This is a genomic window from Acidihalobacter yilgarnensis, assembly GCF_001753245.1.
GTDB classification, from domain to species: domain Bacteria; phylum Pseudomonadota; class Gammaproteobacteria; order DSM-5130; family Acidihalobacteraceae; genus Acidihalobacter; species Acidihalobacter yilgarnensis.
The window spans coordinates 3,080,789-3,099,204 of sequence record NZ_CP017415.1; the positions used below are offsets into that span (position 1 = coordinate 3,080,789).

Consider the following 18,416-nt stretch of genomic DNA (forward strand, 5'->3'; position numbering starts at 1 on the left):
GCGCCCGCCTATTTCACATTGAACGGGAACTTGCCCTCTGTATGGTGGCCATCGCGCGCGACGACGCTCCACTGTACCCAGTACTGGCCTGGTGCCAGTGGCTTGAGGTTCGTCTCAAGCAATCTCGGGTTGCTAGCCGGCACCTGGCTGCCGCCGGTGTTGACGACCTGCCCGGCGCCGCTCTCGACGGTAATCTTCGAAAACAAGGCATTGAGATCGGCATCGAACCAGATGCGAACCTGTTTGGGTGCGCTCGCTTCCGTAGCCCCCACCTGAGGCGAGGACTTCACCGGGAAGGCGTGTGCCCACGCCGGTGCCGCCATGGAGAAACCGGCCAGCAGGCCGAAAACGATCCCGAACTGCTTCACGCTACGCAACATCTAACTACTCCTGTTGATATGGGTCGCCCCCTGCCCGCCGGCTCAAGGCCGGTCTTGGTCTCCGGCTCAACCGAAGATCGGCGCACCGAGGCTATGCGGCAACACGTCGTCGAGGTATACATCGATACCGACCAGGATACCGACATGATTGCCCGAGGCGCGAGTCGCCGGGATCTGCGCCTCGATGCCCAGCTGATAATACTTGCCGACCCAGATCACGCCCGGATTTACCGAGCCGGTGGCATCGAGATTACCGCTGTTCTGGCACACCGAGTAGTTGCCTGCGCAACGCGACATGGTGTACTCCACGATGGGCACCATGTTGTTGAACGGCGCCTTCAGGCCCGCGTATTTCACAAAGCTCTGCAGGTACGGAATGCTGTACTGCAACGACACGCCGACGTTGAGCATGCGCGGCTGGGTCGCATCGGAAGGCATGTCCATCGAGATCGCGCCCGAGACCGCCAGCGGGCGCAAATAGCGCATCGACCAGGGCAAATCACCCATGCCCTTGCCGAAGGCGAATTCGGGGGAAACCGTCGAATAATTGCTATCCATCCCACCACTGCCGCTATTGGCCAGGGTATCGCTCAAGGCCAACATGCCTATCGCCTCATGCGGACCGTTGACGAACAACTGGTAAGCAGCCCCGACGGTAATGTTGTCCCAACCGCTCTGATTCGGCGTGCCGGGCTGACTGATCCAGTTGTAGTCCGAGGCCACACTCAGGCCAAAGCGCTTGGTGATCGTCTTGGAATATGCCAAACCCAGGTTCTTGGTGGTCACACCGTCGGCCTTGGTTTGGCTGTAATTGGTGGAAAATTCGTTGGCAACCCCCGGGTCGTCGAAGCTCATGGTCGCCGGAAACACGCGCATGCCAGCCACCGCGTGTGCCCATGACGCCACAGGCGCGGCCAATGCCGCCGACACCACGATACCGACGCCCAAGCGCTTGAGTTTATTCTGTCGCATCCTGACCCTCTCCTGAAAATATAATGGTTTCTGATAAGGGTGGATTATCATCACAAAAACAATCTTCTGTCCTGCGACACATCGTCGCAGGACACTCGCGTTGTCATAAACCAGATGATTTGCGGTAGAAAATGGAACTATCATCGCCCTTCACGGCTCGAAACAGCCAAGCATAAATCCCGGCATCAGCGCTTCAGATCGGGAAAGCCATCAGGGGAAAAGCATGAACGCTGAAGCCAGCGTAGACGCGCGCAGCCCGGGACGCCCCGGCAAGGTCAACCTCCAGCGCCTGTACGTGATGCGCAATCTCGCCGTCGCGGCTCAGTTGGGCGCGATCATTGTCGCGCGCGAAATCTACCGCATTCACCTCCCCCTCGACCCACTGTTGCAGATCATCGGTGGCCTGGCCGTCATCAACGTGCTGACCTGGCTGCGGCTGCAAAGCGCCCGTGACTGCGGCGAGCGCGAGTTCCTGTTCCAGTTGCTGCTGGATATCGGCGCGCTCACTGGTGTGTTGTATTTCACAGGCGGTGCGACCAACCCCTTCGTCGGGCTCTTCCTGCTACCGCTGACCATCGCAGCCACCGTGCTGCGGCCCTATTACACCTGGCTGCTTGCCGGCATCACCGTGGTCGCCTACAGCTGGTTGATGACGCATTTCGTGCCCATGCCACCCTCCCTCGGCGATGTGGCTACCGGCTTCGACCCCATGGTGACCGGCATGTGGTTGCGCTTCGTGATCAATTCCGCGCTGATCGCGTACTTCGTGGTCGGCATGGCCGAGACCCTGCGCCAACGCGAGCGCACCCTGGCGCTGGCGCGCGAGGAGACCCTGCGCAACGAGCGCCTGGTCGCACTGGGCATGCTCTCAGCCGGCGCCGCACATGAACTCGGTACGCCACTGGCCACCCTGGCCACGCTGACCGGCGAACTACGTCGACGCTATCGGGGGCCTGAATACGAAGAACTGCAGGAAAGCCTTGGACTAATGCGTGGGCAAATCGACCGCTGCAAGGAGGCACTCGGCGAAATATCCGCGTCGGCCGGCGGCCAGCAGGCCCAGGCCGGGCACGTCGTGCCCGTTCGCGGCTACCTACTCGACACCCTGGAGCAATGGACCCGCATGCGCCCCGGCGTGGCGGTCACGCCGCGTCTCGACGGCCCGGAATCCCTGCCCAGAATCCTCACTGAACGCACCCTGTCGCAAGCCATTATCACCATGCTCAACAATGCTGCGGACGCTTCACCGCAGGCAGTCGAGCTGAATGCGGAATGGGACAGCGAACACCTGATACTGGAGGTCTGCGACCGTGGCGCGGGATTGGCGCCGGCGGCCTCCGCCACGGTCGGACAGTCGCCCTTCTCCACCAAGGAGCAGGGCTTGGGTCTCGGCCTCTACCTGGCCCACGCCGCCATCAAGCGTGTCGGCGGCCAGGTCTCCTTGCTCGACCGTCCGGGTGGCGGCACCTGCGCCCGGGTCGAGCTGCCACTCAACCGACTCTCAGCGACCTGAAACCATGAACCACACCGCCTTGAAAACACGCAATGATCCTCACCCGTCACTGCTGCTGGCCGAGGATGACGAAATTTTTCGTCATGTGCTCTCTCGGGCACTCGCCGAGCGGGGCTACGACGTGATCGCTGCCCGCGATCTGGCCGACGCCGAACGCCTCGCGGAGGATCACCGACCTTCCTATGCCGTGGTAGACCTGCGCCTGGGCGACGATTCCGGCCTTGAGCTGATCGACCGCCTGACCCGCATCTCGCCCGGCATCCGGGCCGTCATTCTCACCGGCTATGCGAGCATCGCCACCGCCGTCGAGGCCATCAAGCTCGGCGCCACGTACTACCTGACCAAGCCGGTCGATGCTGACGAAGTCGTCGCCGCCTTGCATCGAGATGAAGGCAACCCCGGCATCAGCCCGGCCGAACGGCCCTGCTCAGTCAAACGCCTGGAATGGGAACACATCCAGCAAGTCCTGCAGCAGTGTCAGGGCAACATCTCGGAGACTGCGCGCAAGCTGGGCATGCATCGTCGAACGCTGCAACGAAAGCTTCAGAAGCGCCCGGTACGTCACTAAACCCCGCCGACCGCCCCAGCCGGCCGCCGCAGGTCTAGCACCGGCAGGCCCAAGGTGCGGGCGCGCTCCACCAGATCCGGCGTGCCTCTGCCGCCCGGAAAGGCCACCACGAAATCCGGGCAACCCTGCTCGAACATGCGCCGATGGCTGGCCGGGCCGGCCGCAAACCCCTGCCCGCGCCAATCCGCTGCGAATACCTCGGTGGGAATGCCCTGCTGCTTGGCCCAGGCCTCGGCCAGATGATCGGTTTCACTGTGCCCGCCATGAATGACGCAACCGATGGACCAGCGCTCATGCACGGTGTAAAGGGCATGATAGATCCGGGAATGTGCATTGTCGGAAGCCCCGCCGGCCACCAGCACACGCCTCACGGCCGCACCTCTCGCGCCGTCAGCCAAGCGCGGGCGGCATCCTTTGCGCGGGCCGTGGCGCTTGGACCGATCTCAGCCGCCAACGCACCCAAAACCGACCGCCACTGCGGCGAGCGGCGCGCCGCCAGCCAATACCAACGATATGCCTGCGTCCGATCCTGGCGCACCCCCTGGCCAAGGTAATAGGCATTGCCCAATTCCGCCAAGGCATGGGCGCTGCCCAGCTGTGCCGCGCGCCGATACCAGACCACCGCCTGCGCAGGGTTCTCCGGCACACCCCGACCGAAGCGATAGAGATATCCCAGATTGAGCGCCGCCGTGCGATTACCGGACGTCGCCGCACGCAGATAGTCGCTGCGCGCGCGCAGTGGATCGCCGGCACTTTCCCAGTAGGCACCCAGCCAGTTCATCGCCACCGCATCGCCCGCGTGGGCAGCCACGTCGAGCCGGAGATAAGCCTTGACGTCATGCCCCAGCGCCATCACCGCCAATCGATGCCCCTGTGTCGGACTCATGTCCGCCCAGGCAGCCAACGGCAACAGCGCCATCAGACCAATCGCCACCCGCCATCTCGCCATCCCGATCATTCCTGACGCACTCGTCGTGGCCAGAACATCGACGACACCACCGGTTGGCGCGACAGCTGGTGTATCAACACGATGCCGACATGCCCCAGCCAGTAGGCCCAGGCAAGATAGGAAATGAGGTTATGCATCTCGGAAACTGCCGTGAACATCGCGGCCCCGTGCATGCCCTTGAAGGAAGGCCTGAGCAGCAGATTGAGCACCCCGGTCAAACCCATCCCCGTCATGATCAGAAAGCCGAGGCCGTGGACATAACTCGGCAGTCCCACGCGCGGACCCGATTCTGGCAGTTGCCCGCGCAACAGGCCGCGCAGGTCGGCCAGCACCGCGCGCCGACCGCTCGGATACCACGGGAACAGCTGGTTCAGATACCACCCCTGGCGATAACGCACGATCCACACCCAGTGCGCCGTGACCAGGCAAGCGGCGGTAACTCCGATGATCTGATGCATCAAAAACACATCAGCGGTCTGCGGAGTGGACATGTCGAGGCTACTAAACAGCTGGAAGGTAATCGTCAGGGCCATCCCCAGGTGCAACCAGCGGATCGCCGGGTCCCAGGAGCGGCCAGGAGCGGGCGCACGCATCGTCATGATATCGCCTCCGGTGGCTCGATCTCGCCACGCACCCGACACGGATGCGCGGTTCCACACGAATGCAATGCACAGCCCGCGCCAATCCCCCACCAGGTGCCACCCAGGCCGGCACGCGGGCCGCTGCGCCTTGCCCGATGCGCGTTAACGCCCGTAGCGGGACAGGCCGCTACGTCAACGACCGTGCGCGAAGCTGCATCAAGCTGAGTCTTGCATGAAGCAAAACGAGTCTGCCGACGTCAGTCCACCAAATGGAGAATCAGCTTGGCCAGTACGGGGGCTTGTGCGGCGCTGGCCATACCCGGGGGCATGGGCGGATACCCGGACCATAAACCGGTACTGCCGTTGGCAATGGCCTTGCTCACATCTGCTTCGGCATTCGATTTGCCGTGGTAGCGCAATGCCACGTCCGCCCAGGCGGGGCCGATCACGCGATGATCGACCGCGTGGCAACTCATGCAGGCAAGACCATTGGACTGAACGTACGCAAGCAACTTGGTGGCGTCGGCCTGATTGACCTTTGGCGATGCGAGCACCGGGGCCGACAGACCCGCAAGTATCAAAGCAAGACCGGCGAGACGTAATGACTGTGCGGTTTTTTTCATAGATGGACACTCCCTTTGTGCAATAGCCCACCGTGTTGGGTGGGACGACCATCACTCTAGCCCCAGCTCACCATGCCCCCCTTGACCCGGATCACGAAATGCGCGGATCGGCCAAACAAGCACTTTGCCGCATCTTTGGATACACTTCCAATTAAATTTGGCGATAAGCATCCCTATTCGCGAGTTGGGCCGCGCAAACCGCCATACAGCCCATACATCAGCACAAGTTCTTTAACTGGCCCCCCCCATGACTTACATACATACCGCCTACAACATGCCGCTGGTCGTTCTGTCCTTCGTGGTCGCCACGATGGCCTCGTTCACCGCACTGGAACTTGCCCGCCGCGTGACCAATCAAGAAGCGGGCAGGCGTGCGGATATCTGGCTGGTCACCGGCGCCGTGGTCATGGGGCTTGGCATCTGGTCGATGCACTTCATCGGCATGCTGGCCTATGAAACCGGTATGCACATTCACTACAACATCCCGCTGACGGCGCTCTCGATGCTGGTCGCCATCGCGTCCTCGGGCTTCGCCCTGCATATTGCCACTCGCAGCCAACTCGGCACCCTCCGGCTAGGCCTTAGCGGCCTGCTGATGGGCGCGGGCATTGCGGCCATGCATTACATCGGCATGGCGGCAATGATCATGCCGGCACGCCCGCATTACGACCTGACGATCCTGGGCATCTCGATTCTGATCGCGGTGGTCGCCGCCACGGCGGCGCTGTGGATGACCTACCATCTCGCGCGCCGGGCAGGATTCGACATCCCCCCGATGCGCCTGCGCCTAGCGGCCTCGCTGGCCATGGGCATCGCCATCTGCGGCATGCACTACACCGGTATGGCTGCGGTTGGATACACCCCGATCAGCCCCCAGGCGCTTGGCACCATCAACCTCGCTACCGACGGCAACGACCTCGGGCGCTTCTGGATCGCGGTAGCCCTCGGCGGCGTGACCGTCATCCTGCTGGCGGCCACTTTGCTGATCGTGCTGATCGAAACGCGCCTGGCCGACCGCGAACACATCGAGCGCGTGCTCAAGCACCGTATCGCAGATACCTCCCGCGCCCTGCATCACGAACAGATTCGCGGGCAAGTAACGCTCGACGCCATTGCCGACGGCGTGATCACCACCGACCTTGATGGTCACGTGATCCACCTCAACCCGATGGCCGAAAAAATGACCGGCTGGCTCACCGAGGCCGCGCTGAACCAGCCCGTGGCGAACATTCTGGCCATTCTCCACGAAACCACCCGCCGGCCAGTCACGTTGCCCATGGACGCGGTATTCGAGGAGCACCGTACCTCGCGACTGCCCTCGGTCAACCTGATCAACGCGGACGACAACAACGAAATCGCCGTAGACCTGATGGCCTCCCCCATCCGCGACGACGACGGCAGCCTGATCGGCGCGGTCATCGTCTTCCGCGACATCAGCCAGCGCCAGGAACTGACGCGCAAACTCAACTATCAGGCCCGTCATGACGCACTGACCGGACTGTACAACCGCACCGAGTTCGACGAACGCCTGCGCGAGGCCATCCATTCCTGCCAGGAAGACGAACGCGAGCATGCACTGGTCTATTTCGACCTCGACCACTTCAAGCTGGTCAACGACACCAGCGGCCATATCGCCGGCGACGAATTGCTCAAACAGCTGAGTTTGCTGCTACGCAGCTGCTTCCGTGAGGCCGACGCCATCGCCCGACTCGGTGGCGACGAATTCGGCGTGATCATGCGCGACTGCCCGCCGGTGATGGCCAAACGCCTTGCCGAAAAACTCCGTGAGACGGTCGAGCATTTCCGCTTTTCCTGGAAGGACCGCACCTTCAGCATCGGGATCAGCGCCGGGCTGGTCAGCATCAACGCCTTCGGTGGCGACATCACGCGCCTGCTCAGCGCCGTGGATGCCGCCTGCTATCTCGCCAAGGACAACGGCCGCAACCGCATCGAGGTCTACGACGAGAAAGCCAGTCAACTGGCGCTCAGGGGTCAGGAAATGGAATGGGCCAATCGCATCCGCGAAGCCCTGGAACACGATCACTTCGTACTCTACTGCCAAAGTATCAGTGCCTTGAACCCAGATGCCCAACCGGCCCACTGCGAGGTGCTGCTGCGTTACCGCGACGAACACGGCCATATCTCTCCGCCGATGAGCTTCATCCCCACCGCGGAACGCTATTTCCTGATGCCCTCGATCGATCGCTGGGTGATCCGCAATGTGCTCGATCTGCTCTCCCGCCAGCAAGCGCAACCCGGCAGCGAGGCGCACACCTACTCCATCAACCTCTCGGGACAGAGCCTCGGCGACGCCAGCCTCGCCGACTTCATCATCGAGCGCATCGAGGCCACCGGCGTGAACCCCGCCAGCCTGTGCTTCGAAATCACCGAGACCGCGGCGATCACCAACCTGAGCCATGCGCGGCTGTTCATCCATACCCTCAAGGCGCGAGGCGTGCGTTTTTCGCTCGACGATTTCGGCAGCGGCATGTCCTCCTTCGCCTACCTCAAGGACCTGCCGGTCGATTACATCAAGATCGACGGGTGCTTCATCCGCGACCTGCTCGACGACAATCTCGACCACGCCATCGTCACCTCGATCTGCGACATCGGCCGCGTACTCGGCATCAAGACCGTCGCCGAATATGTGGAAACGGAATCCGTCATCGAGCGTTTGCGCGAGATCGGCATCGACTACGCGCAGGGGTTCTGGATCGGCAAACCCCAGCCGATCCCCGACGCACAGCCCGTGCCGCTGATCCTCGAAACCGCCACCGAAACCACGCTCGCGGTCAATACCCCAGGCCTGATCAGCTAGCGAGTCGGCACTCCCGTTATCGCCTGCCAACGTACGCTGGTAGATGCCCATCAGATCCGCTTCCGCGATCACCTGCCCGCGCGCATCGCGGCGAGCAAGGTATCGCGCTCCGGCGGCACGGCGAACTCAAGCACCGCGCCCAGCGCGTACAACCGGAAGAAATAGCGATGCCGCCCAATCGGCGGGCAGGAACCACCGTAACTCGCGCGCCTCCATCTGCTGAGTCCATCGTGCGCACCGCACGGTGGCGACTGCAACCCTTCGCCAAGATGTCGCACCAGCGGCGGTAGGTCATACAGCACCCAGTGGCGCGTTGATACGCTCTGTCGACCTCATTGGGGCACACACCTCGAATGGTCTGCTCTCGCAGTTGCTCGTCGATATGCCCGCTGGATATCGGCTCTATCATCCCGACGGACCCGATCATGTACACACCTGGGCCAATCTGCCCGACGTCGCAAACGCGACCGGCCGGCTACTCGACCACGATAGCGCCTTGCCCATCTACGCGGTATTCGACTTTCCGGGATATCGACTCAGCTTCGCTGATTTGGCCGACACCGTACGCCGTGCCAGCGGCCGGCCGGTGAAACTCCGCCCCTTCGGCGTGCATACGACGCATCCGTTTGCGGGCTTCGCCCTGCATCTTCGCGCGTTGCGCCGTGCACATCCCAGTGACACAGCGACCCTGCCACCGCTCGACGGCGAGCCGCTACGCGTAACCCTCGGCGGTTCATTACCGTTCACGCAGCTGCCTGCGGCCCTGATCGCGGCCGGTCTGATCGACAGCGTCGACCAGCGAGAACTGCATTGGTCCTACGTGGAGTCGCCATAACGTCGGCGCAGGTATTGATCCCATGCTTCGTGGACACACTGCGGGCGCCCGAGCCGGCCGCCATGTGCGCATCGAGGCATCGCCGAGCCACTGCTGACGGCGATGCCGCATGGATCGCCGGGGACGCCGTGTGGCCGGCACGCGGATATCGTAATGGCGCACGGTGCGTTCTCCCACAGACCGGCAGCCGCACGCGTTTCCTGTTAGGCTCCGCCAGCGAAAGCCGGCGCGACGAAATTGAACGACACGCGACCCGCCCGAGCGAACCACCCTCACTCAAGAGCTGCCCCATGACCCGCGATACGAACACGGCCCATCCACGGCCGGAGCCCGCCAACGCCGTAGCCCAAACCCGCAGCTGGCTGGCGCGCGTGGTCATCGCCCACGACCTGTGCCCGTTCGCGCGAGGCCCCTTCGAAACCCAGCGCATTCGCTATGTCGCTTCCGGCGCCGACCGGGCCGAAGACCTGCTGACGGAGCTGCGCGACGAATTGTTGAAACTGCGCGACACACCGCGCGAGGTAATCGAAACCACGCTGCTGATCCACCCCGGCGTGTTGCAGGATTTTCTCGATTACAACGATTTTCTCGATCTTGCTGACGCGCTCATCGAAGACCTGGGCCATGGCGAGGATTTCCAGATCGCCAGCTTTCACCCCGACTACCAGTTCGCCGACACCCAGCCCGAAGACGCGGAAAATTATACCAACCGCTCCCCTCACCCCATGCTGCACCTGTTGCGTCAAAGCAGCCTGAACGCGGCTCTGGAACATTACCCGGACCCCGAGGCCATCCCTCAACGCAACATCGACGCGCTCAGGGCGCTCGGCAGCGAACGCCTGCGCTCGGAACTCGCGGTCTGCCTGAATGCGGATAGCGCGGAAATCGGCAACGACCAAACCTGACACCCGGCAGGGCGGGATGCGCGACCTCTCCACGCATCCCGCAAACCCGCACTACGCAAAGCGCGCGTCGAAGCCGATATCAAACGAACGGCCGGGGCCAGGCACCGTAATGCCAGCGGGCACGCCGTTGAGCATCATGGTCATACCCTGGCCGACATAGACGCCGTCCTGCGGGTTGTAATACAGCCGGTTGAACAGGTTATCGATGCCAGCGCGAACCGTCACGTTGCCCTGCGTATAGGTCGCGTGCAGATTCACGATCGCGTAGGCACCCGTCTTCGGTTCGCTTTGAATTTGCGAAACATTTGTTTTCGCGCCGACAAATTGCACCGCGACGGCATTGTTCCAGTGCACTGTGCTCTGGCTGAGTTCAACATCCCCCTGCCAGGGTGCGATGCCGAAAAGACCCTGGTGCGTGCTCGTGTTGCGAGCGTGTATGTAGCTGATTTTACCGTTCAGAAAAAACTCGCCTGCCGCCTGCGTCTGCGCCACGCTCACCTTGCCCATCAAGTCGGCGCCAGCCATGCGAGCCTGCTGATTGGTGTACTGTAGAATATTGAATTTTCCAGCATGACAGGTAGTGCCGGGAGCGCACTGCTCACCGATATAATCGTGTATCTGCGTCAGATACGCATCGGCATTAACGACCCACGGATGCTCTTGCGTGTTGGCCCATTGGCCACTGATATCAGCGGTGTAGGCAACCTCGGGTTTCAAATTCAGATTACCCACATAACCGTTACCGTCACCGACCATATTATTCATCACCGCGATCATCGGCATCGAGGACCAGGTGTAGCGCTGATACAAATTCGGCGAACGTTCCTGTCGCATCACACCGAAGGTGTATTTCTGCATATCGCTCGGTTTGAATTTGGCGATCGCACTCCAGTCCCAGTCGTGATCGGTTTTTTGATGAGACTGCGCATTGAACGTCGCCGCCTGCGTGTTGTACATCATGTTGTAGCCATGTACATCGCCTGCATTCTGCTCGACCGTATCGCCGCGCACGCCCACCAGCGTCGTCCAGCGCGGTGCCCACTGGCGATGCCACTCGAGATACGCATCGTAGCGGTTGCTATGCCCGTCATTGATATTATTGAACGTATTCGGCGCCATCATCCCAGTGCCCGAGGGCGGCCAGTAATCGTTCAGCCGGAATGAATGAAGCAGCAGGCCTGCGCGCAGAAAATCGCCGTGATCCAGGTGGATCATGCCGTCGAGCTTGACGCCGTCGATATGGCCGTGCGACTTCATCGGCATGCCCGGCGTGGTGCCGTACTGATATTGCTTGTCGCTGCCGAGATTCATCGTATGGCGTACGTCCTGGTGATACACGTGCAGCTTGATATTGCCCCAGTCGAAGCGATCACGATAATTGAAATGGATCAGGGTGCTCTTATTCGCCACCATGTCCATCCGCTGGTTCGGATAATACTCATGGGGAATATTCTGCCAATTAACCGACAGACTGGTCAGTTGCGTGCCGTGTCGATAGGCGAACTCCAGCATCTGATTATTGGTGCTGTAGGCAGACGATCCCACCACGTCCGCGCCGATCGAGCCCCGTCCCATAGCCGCCGGGCCCGCCGCATGGAAATCACCGCCAGCTTTGTAGTCCGAGGCATGCGCTACATCGCCGCTGTATTTCATGCTGAAGGCGTCGTTGGCGATGGTCGCGGCCAGATGCGCGCCCGTCGCGTCGCCGTTGGTATGGTAATACCCACCGATTTCTCCACTGGACAGGGTCTTGCCCGGCATCGCGAATTTCGGCGGCGCGGGATGCACGATGACCGAAGCACCGATACTATCGCCATCCGCACTCACCGGCACGATACCGGTATAGGCCGTCATCCCGCCGAGCTGGCTCGGAAAGAGATAAGAAAGAATCGGATTCATGTGATTCGGGCAGGCGGAATTGAGCTGCATGCCGGCGAACGACAAATGCAGTTGATCATCCATCAGGCCATGCACGACCGGAAATCCAGACACGCCACCCGTCTTGAACACGCTGCCACCGAGAATGCTGTTCAACATATCGGCCGTATTACTGGTTTTCATTCCATAATTTTTTACCGCCGCGGGCGACAACACCTGCGCGCCCATCTCCGCTTCCCACGAAGTGGCAGTATTGATGGTCACCACCGGGACATGTATGGCCGTTGTCTCGGCAAATGCGGCATACGGAAAACCACAGGCAGCGGATGCAATCGACACCGCCAGCATTTTTTTGGCAAAAGGGGCAAGACCCTGGTTACGACATATCACTCCTGCAAGCGTGGGAAGCTTGTTTTTCATCATTATCCTCTCGAATGAAGGCGGCTACGCGACCAAATCCCTGTCGCAGAATTAATCTCAATCGACACCTGGCGGACAGGCGAATGGCCATGACTCCGGCTGTCGATTGCGATATCGAATCCCTGAAATACAGATAAGCGCGCACACCCTATTCGATACCTTCACAAGGTCCAATAGCCAGACTGGTTTCTGCGACGATATGTCGCGACTTTCAGAGGTATTTACGGCGATCTGCGACGATATGTCGCAGAGAACAACACGATTAATACAGATGGTTATTTTGTCTTGTCGATAACCGAATAATTATCCAGACAAACAATCTGGAAATGCGTCGCGCTCCACGCGATTTGCGGAGCGGTGCCCGACCGCTCGCGCTCATTCGCCGAACTCAGGAAAAACATACCCATGCATGCCGGCCATACGACGGCAACCTCGCGCCTGCGTCGCCCCCCCAGCCGCGCATGCACGAGGCTGGCCCCGTTATTGCCCGTTCACACCCGGCGTGGCCGACACCGCATCCGTCATACAGCCGCAATAGCCGCTCCGGAATCCAGCCATGCCGGCCGCCTTTTCCGCACAGCTGTTGCGCATCTCGCGCAGTAAGGGTTAGTTAGGGAAATCATGCTTCACGCCCGCTTCGGCGAATGTTGCCTGACACGCGTAGAGCGGATCGGACAGGGCATTGCGGCTGCCGCACCGACCGCTGAGAAGCTGCTTAGCACCAACAGGAAAGACCGGATGGCGCGAGGACCGACAAGACAAATTCGCCGCATGACAAGACCTCCCCGGAAAGTCATCGCGATACGAATAAAGTGGTTTTTATCGATAATTCAGACCCCCACGCGGCACGATTGTTCGATTACTTTGACCTATCCCGCCCTGCGGGCAATCAATCAGCCTATTCCCTGGCGCGCACACCCTGCACGAACAGGCCGGACAGGATCAGCGCACCGCCGGCAACCGTCCAGGCCGTTGGCTGCTGCGCAAGGAAGGCCCAGCCGAAACCGGTCGCGAACAGCGGGGTCGTCAGCCGGATCAGGGTGTTGAGGAACGCAGGCAGACGGCTGGAAGCCACGGCGACCGCCACGGTGGGCAGCGCCGTCGACACAATGCCAAGACCAATCACCGCGATCACGGGCAATATCTCCAGCGGCAGCACACGGACGCTCGGCCCATGCAACCAGGCCACAGCCAGCAACGCCGCGCCCAGCGGTGCGAAGGCCGTGCGGCCGATCTCGGCACCGCTGGGCGCACGCTGCCGCAGGGCCAGTCGCCGGTGCAGCGTCGCATAAGCCGCCGTCAGCGCGGCGGCCACCAGCGCCACCAGCAATCCCGACCACATCCGCGCCACGCCCGTGCCAAGCAGCCCAGGCCAAACCATCACGACAAGACCCGCCAGCGTCAACGCCACCGCCACAATCTCGCGCCACGTCGGCCACCGGCCGATCAGCGCCTGATACAGCAACACGAACAGCGGCGCGCAGCCGATGCACAGGGCCACCTCGCCCACCGGTGCGTGCTGAAACGCGAACACCGCAGCCAGGTAATACGCCACCAACATCGCGCCCAGCCCCCAAGCCTGCAGCCCGAAGCCGCGCCGCACGCGGGGGAACAGCAGCCAGAACAGCGCCGCCGCCAGCAACAGCCGCCACGCGACCAGCGCCAGCGGCGACAGCGCGGGCGCAAGATTCACCCACACCCCGGTCGCGGCCCAAGACATGGAAGTCACCACCGCACCCATCACGCCGCGCCGGTCGATGTCTCGATCCAGGGTATCGCTTGTCCGTACAGTCATCTCCGGCATCGGCTCGTATCAGGAAGCAGCGACGATGATATCGGCTGGCGCGGGCTGCGTCTGCGAATGGCGCGGAGCCAGACAGTCGCGCAGGCCCTGCACGATGGCGACATCACTTGCGAAGCAGTCGTGGCGTGGCCACCGACGCCTTACCAGGCTACGCACTCATCCGGCCCGCCGAATTGCGGGGCGATAGCCCGATAGTGCGGCAGCCCGTCCTGGATGGGTTGCCGGGCAAACCGGCACTGCATGTGATATTCAGGCCGAAACGCCCCGGCCGGCAGCATGTATCCATTCACGCCCCGCAGCCGCAGCGCGGTGACCTCGATGAACAAGCGCGTGCCGCAGTCGCGGCAAAACGCGCGCGGATTGCGCTCCAGCGCCCACGCCGCCGGCTCGCCCTTGACGACCATCACCTCATCGGCGCGATAGACCGACTCGGGCACGTACGCCGCGCCATGCGCGGCCTGGCAGTCGTCGCAATGACAGAAAAACTGGGCCATCGGCTCGGCTGATATTTCCAGCTCGACGTTTCCGCAACTACATTGCACGCGCATGTGATTCTCTCCGTTGATGGTCAGCCGCCGTCCGGCGAGGACCAGGCAAGGTCATAACTGCTGATGCGGCCGCCCGCTGCGTGACGGTCAGTCGGGATGTTGCCAAATCTAGTCCATCTACGCCGGCATAGCGCTTCCGCCCACGGATGGATACCTGTGAGCCGAATAAGGACGTTATTCGGCTCAAGGGAAAATATGGGAGGAGAGTTTCACACGCTTTGAGCGAAGCGTGAAGTGGTTAGAAGCAGTGAGTAGAAAGCGGCGAGATGGTTTCACACGCTTTCAACGACCGCTTTTTTTAATGGCTCCGGTGCGGGCGGGCGTGCGAGTAACTTTCTTTGGACGAACAAAGAAAGTTACCCAAGAAATTCGCCCCGGATCGCCTGGGCCCCACGGGCGACCTCGTGTGAATCCATCTGGCCGGGGTCGCAGCCAAGCGCCATCCAGGCGCAGGCTGCTCGGCCCGGGTCCTCCGAGCCGCCCCGTCCAGTCGCATCCCCACGAGGCAAGGCGATAAGAGGGTAGGAAAAGACACAAGCGCAGCGCGTCACCGTCGCGAAGCGGCTTCGCCTTTGATCTTGATACCCGGTTACGCCTTGCCTCGCCCGTGCGTGCCGACGTGGGGTCGGGCGGCAGGACGCCGCCCGAGCAGGCTTCGCCCGGATGGCGATTGCCTGCTGCGCCCCTCGACTGCGTGTGCGGGCGAGGTCTGCCCGTAGGGACAAGGCGTTTCGGGCGCGTTTCTTTCGTCCATTTCTTTACGCGAATAAAGAAATGGACTCGGGCGCGTCGTTACGTCAGATCAAAAGCAAGAAAGCTGATTCGCGCCCGAAACCGTGTGGCGATATTTAATATCGGGGTTGGCGAATGTTACAATTATGGACCTGACCCCATTACTCTCGTGCGTTTCACCATTAACTCGTGATCTTCTGGCAAGTCACCACCATATCTAATTTCTTCAAGAAGGACATCGAAATCCAGTATTGCGCTAATCAACCAACAGCAAGAATAAAGCGAGTTGTATACAGCAGGAAACAACCCACGCTCATTCTCCTCTATGGGCTTATCGATATACCGAGAATCCTGCAATAACCCGCCATACAACATCATTCTTTTGCCATTTGGATGCGCGTCGTCGCATATTTGTTCCCAAAACTGCTCCTTGTCCTTTTGGGTGTTTTTTATAAATTCAATAACAGCCGCATTTACTCTTGGTGGACTCTCTGTGGATTTGTTCTTTTTATCGGGACCAGAAGATGTGGAGAACGCATATGCGTCAACGAGGCGACTTAACGTTTCCCATTCCTTTGCCTTGACCTCTTTATCGGCGCGCTTGAGAAACGAATGAAAGATTGCCAGTGTTTCGAGCAATGAACGTGCACATACAAGTGAACCAACGAGCGCCCTTTCATTCCAACAAACAACCACCCCTCTCGTTAGATCAAGCACACGATGCAGGACGGCTTTACGATATGCCTGCATTCGCCCTGTTATTGATATACACCCTAAACCTTCCGTAAGGTCGATGTCTGTTGAAAGAGTATCCTCAATATCACGTAAGCCATTGTACGTAACCGATAGGAATTGCCACGGTCCATCAGGTATACGTCCTTTATGAAACCAAATCATTACAATCTAACACTCAAGTTCAAGGGTTTAAATTACGGCCAAGTTCAACCATATGGAATCCGTCGGCTAAAAACGTAAGGCGTTTACCTAAAGTGTAGTTATAGTAGGCCCGTGGCTGTGTAGCTTGTACGCTCACCGAGCAAATCTAGACACCGCTGGACTCCATTGACTACTAAAGCGATCTACAATGTCTTGGCTAAGCCACGACTCGTAATTCTGACCCAATGGCAAAATTACTTGATCTATCACTTCTTGTTCAGACAAATCACCGGGCACTCTCTCTTGTAAATTATGACCAATCTCGGATCTAACCGCAGAAGAAACTTTAAATCGTTTGCCATCACCAAAAACCTCGAACCATCCGGGGCATTTCAAAAGCGCCTGTAAATCCTCCCGTTTGGATTTATCCAGCTCGAGTAGCTTCGGGTCTTGTGTGTGCAAATCTCCTTCGAGGTAAACACTCCAAATAAGCATGGCTGCTCTTTTGTTTCGCATAATAGCGACCAGATCCCCATGGTCGTGATCATTGAGTTTCATGTTGATACTCCAAATTCATATAAAGCATTCACTAATGCTCAGAGATATAGAAAGATCTGAGAGACAAAACAACAGTCTAGGTAAAGGCCTTACTTAAAACGCTACAGGTTCATTAGACTCTGTTGAGCCGCATTGCTTCCAGATGAGACCGCTGTATTCAGAAACAGCCATTCAACTGGCTAAGTTATTGAAGCGGCGACCGACTCCTCCTGGCCGACTCTTGCCTATCAGTGTCCCTAATCAACTGTCTGCTTTCAAGGAACGTACTTGTACCTGCGCGCTGTGGTCAATCACACTGAAATACGGATACCCAATAAATTGAATAATCGACCGACCTGAGCCTGTTGCGCCAATGACTTTTCAACAACTTGGTACGAACATCGATTCTTCTGCGACGACCGGCATTCAACAAGAGGCAGCTCCATCCTCATCGCTGAGTTCAACGCTAGATTCCGGATACCCTTTTTTAATGGCTTCGCCCGGACGCCGACCAAATACTACAAATCTGAACCTGATCTCGATTCTCTGGATATGGTCATAACCACACCGCCTTGTTTGCCGGCATGAATTAGTGGATTTTGTCTTGTGCCACCTATAACCACTTGGGCATATAGTAGCCAAGGATGATTGTAATTACGGCTACAATAAGAGCCGCCAACACGTTGGCTTTTAGCCATTGACCAACATTCTTAAGCAATCGTAATTTTTCAGGTGGATGTATTTTTTTCAATTCATCCCTAAATTTATTTTCATCCCAAGTCAAACCACATTTTCCGTAAACAGGGACAAACTCATTGATCAACTTATCAAACAAAATGACATCAACTGGAATTTCACTATTTTCAGGAAATGTAATATTCCGCCATTCCAAATTTTTATTTTTTGTATTTTTGACGAGGATGCTGGGCATACAGTGAATCCTAAAGAAAAATACAGCGCACGGACGGTGTCAGGTCTAGCCTTATTGCACCACACCTCATCCCGATATCGCCTTACCCCGCTACCCACACCTTCGCCTCATCCAGCTCTCCATTCCCAAACAACCTCACCTCCCCCGGAATCGTGAAGCCGAAATATTTCATGCCGGCGTGTATCCACGGCACGTCCGTGACGACGGCGACCTTTTCCCAGGCGGCCCGATGCGTGAGGCCGACCTTGGCATCGTCCCACATCGCACCGGCGGTGAAGCCGGTCCAGTCGGGGCCGATGTGGTAGAGCAGGCGGATTTTGTCGTGCGCCTTCAGTGCCGCTTCGACGGCGGGGATGACGACGGTTTCGTAGTCTTCGGCGGTGACTTGACCGGAGGCGGTCAGGCCCACGACGCCGGGCGGCAGGTCGGATATGCGTTCGATCATGGCGGCTTTCCCCCTTGGCGGCGCCCGTCGCTGGGGGCGCCGTTCGCCGCGCGCGGTCGCGCGTGGCGTCTGTGATAAGTCAGGCCGCTTGATGGCCGAAA

19 protein-coding genes are annotated in these 18,416 nt (G+C 59.6%); 5 read left to right on the top strand and 14 right to left on the bottom strand.

Annotated elements, in window-relative coordinates:
- Window positions 1–8: 8 nt before the first annotated feature.
- Window positions 9–380, bottom strand: coding sequence for a copper resistance CopC family protein (locus BI364_RS14925; RefSeq protein WP_070079414.1), 372 nt, complete (start codon window positions 378–380; stop codon window positions 9–11).
- A 66-nt stretch (window positions 381–446) separates the two neighbouring features.
- Window positions 447–1,352 (bottom strand): hypothetical protein, encoded by a 906-nt coding sequence (locus BI364_RS14930; protein WP_070079415.1) that lies wholly within the window; start codon window positions 1,350–1,352, stop codon window positions 447–449.
- A 223-nt stretch (window positions 1,353–1,575) separates the two neighbouring features.
- On the opposite strand from BI364_RS14930, the gene BI364_RS14935 reads away from it, so the two are divergent.
- Both BI364_RS14935 and BI364_RS14940 read left to right on the top strand, forming a co-directional pair.
- The gene (locus BI364_RS14935; RefSeq protein ID WP_070079416.1) at window positions 1,576–2,865 is read left to right on the top strand and encodes an ATP-binding protein; all 1,290 of its coding nucleotides are present in this window, start codon (window positions 1,576–1,578) and stop codon (window positions 2,863–2,865) included.
- Window positions 2,866–2,869: 4 nt separating this feature from the next.
- Window positions 2,870–3,433 (top strand): response regulator transcription factor, encoded by a 564-nt coding sequence (locus BI364_RS14940; RefSeq protein WP_070079417.1) that lies wholly within the window; start codon window positions 2,870–2,872, stop codon window positions 3,431–3,433.
- On the opposite strand, the gene BI364_RS14945 is transcribed toward BI364_RS14940, so the two are convergent.
- From BI364_RS14945 to BI364_RS14960, 4 genes are all read right to left on the bottom strand, one after another.
- Window positions 3,430–3,804, bottom strand: coding sequence for a DUF2493 domain-containing protein (locus BI364_RS14945; RefSeq protein ID WP_197495736.1), 375 nt, complete (start codon window positions 3,802–3,804; stop codon window positions 3,430–3,432). The two genes, BI364_RS14940 and BI364_RS14945, sit on opposite strands and share 4 nt — an antisense overlap.
- Window positions 3,801–4,382, bottom strand: a complete 582-nt coding sequence (locus tag BI364_RS14950) for a tetratricopeptide repeat protein (protein WP_070079418.1) — start codon at window positions 4,380–4,382, stop codon at window positions 3,801–3,803. The genes BI364_RS14945 and BI364_RS14950 overlap by 4 nt, the downstream gene beginning before the upstream one ends.
- A 5-nt stretch (window positions 4,383–4,387) precedes the next feature.
- Complete coding sequence (locus BI364_RS14955; RefSeq protein ID WP_070079419.1) at window positions 4,388–4,981, bottom strand: cytochrome b/b6 domain-containing protein; 594 nt, start codon at window positions 4,979–4,981, stop codon at window positions 4,388–4,390.
- Between the two features lie 239 nt (window positions 4,982–5,220).
- Window positions 5,221–5,586: a c-type cytochrome gene (locus tag BI364_RS14960; RefSeq protein ID WP_070079420.1), complete on the bottom strand. Its 366-nt coding sequence runs from the start codon at window positions 5,584–5,586 to the stop codon at window positions 5,221–5,223.
- A 247-nt stretch (window positions 5,587–5,833) separates the two neighbouring features.
- Here BI364_RS14960 and BI364_RS14965 point away from each other — a divergent pair, with 247 nt between their 5' ends.
- Window positions 5,834–8,404: a bifunctional diguanylate cyclase/phosphodiesterase gene (locus BI364_RS14965; RefSeq protein ID WP_070079421.1), complete on the top strand. Its 2,571-nt coding sequence runs from the start codon at window positions 5,834–5,836 to the stop codon at window positions 8,402–8,404.
- Between the two features lie 68 nt (window positions 8,405–8,472).
- Here BI364_RS14965 and BI364_RS14970 read toward each other — a convergent pair whose 3' ends face one another.
- On the bottom strand, window positions 8,473–8,706 hold the full coding sequence (locus BI364_RS14970; RefSeq protein ID WP_070079422.1) for a hypothetical protein: 234 nt from the start codon (window positions 8,704–8,706) through the stop codon (window positions 8,473–8,475).
- A gap of 11 nt (window positions 8,707–8,717) precedes the next feature.
- Here BI364_RS14970 and BI364_RS14975 point away from each other — a divergent pair, with 11 nt between their 5' ends.
- Window positions 8,718–9,239, top strand: coding sequence for a Rossmann-fold NAD(P)-binding domain-containing protein (locus BI364_RS14975; protein WP_156782787.1), 522 nt, complete (start codon window positions 8,718–8,720; stop codon window positions 9,237–9,239).
- Window positions 9,240–9,529: 290 nt separating this feature from the next.
- A complete protein-coding gene (locus BI364_RS14980; protein WP_070080126.1) occupies window positions 9,530–10,144 on the top strand; it encodes a DUF1415 domain-containing protein in 615 nt (204 codons plus the stop codon).
- Window positions 10,145–10,195: 51 nt separating this feature from the next.
- On the opposite strand, the gene BI364_RS14985 is transcribed toward BI364_RS14980, so the two are convergent.
- The 7 genes from BI364_RS14985 to BI364_RS15015 form a co-directional block, all read right to left on the bottom strand.
- Entirely contained in the window at window positions 10,196–12,445 is a 2,250-nt protein-coding gene (locus tag BI364_RS14985; RefSeq protein ID WP_083251445.1) for a TonB-dependent receptor, read from the bottom strand.
- Window positions 12,446–13,340: 895 nt separating this feature from the next.
- Window positions 13,341–14,237: a DMT family transporter gene (locus BI364_RS14990; RefSeq protein ID WP_197495737.1), complete on the bottom strand. Its 897-nt coding sequence runs from the start codon at window positions 14,235–14,237 to the stop codon at window positions 13,341–13,343.
- A 149-nt stretch (window positions 14,238–14,386) separates the two neighbouring features.
- A complete protein-coding gene (locus BI364_RS14995) occupies window positions 14,387–14,794 on the bottom strand; it encodes a GFA family protein (protein WP_070079426.1) in 408 nt (135 codons plus the stop codon).
- 876 nt (window positions 14,795–15,670) lie between these two features.
- A complete protein-coding gene (locus BI364_RS15000; protein WP_156782788.1) occupies window positions 15,671–16,423 on the bottom strand; it encodes a hypothetical protein in 753 nt (250 codons plus the stop codon).
- A gap of 132 nt (window positions 16,424–16,555) precedes the next feature.
- Window positions 16,556–16,960: a hypothetical protein gene (locus tag BI364_RS15005; protein WP_070079428.1), complete on the bottom strand. Its 405-nt coding sequence runs from the start codon at window positions 16,958–16,960 to the stop codon at window positions 16,556–16,558.
- 592 nt (window positions 16,961–17,552) lie between these two features.
- Window positions 17,553–17,870, bottom strand: a complete 318-nt coding sequence (locus BI364_RS15010; protein WP_070079429.1) for a hypothetical protein — start codon at window positions 17,868–17,870, stop codon at window positions 17,553–17,555.
- 82 nt (window positions 17,871–17,952) lie between these two features.
- The gene (locus BI364_RS15015; RefSeq protein WP_070079430.1) at window positions 17,953–18,315 is read right to left on the bottom strand and encodes a SpoIIAA family protein; all 363 of its coding nucleotides are present in this window, start codon (window positions 18,313–18,315) and stop codon (window positions 17,953–17,955) included.
- Window positions 18,316–18,416: the final 101 nt, after the last annotated feature.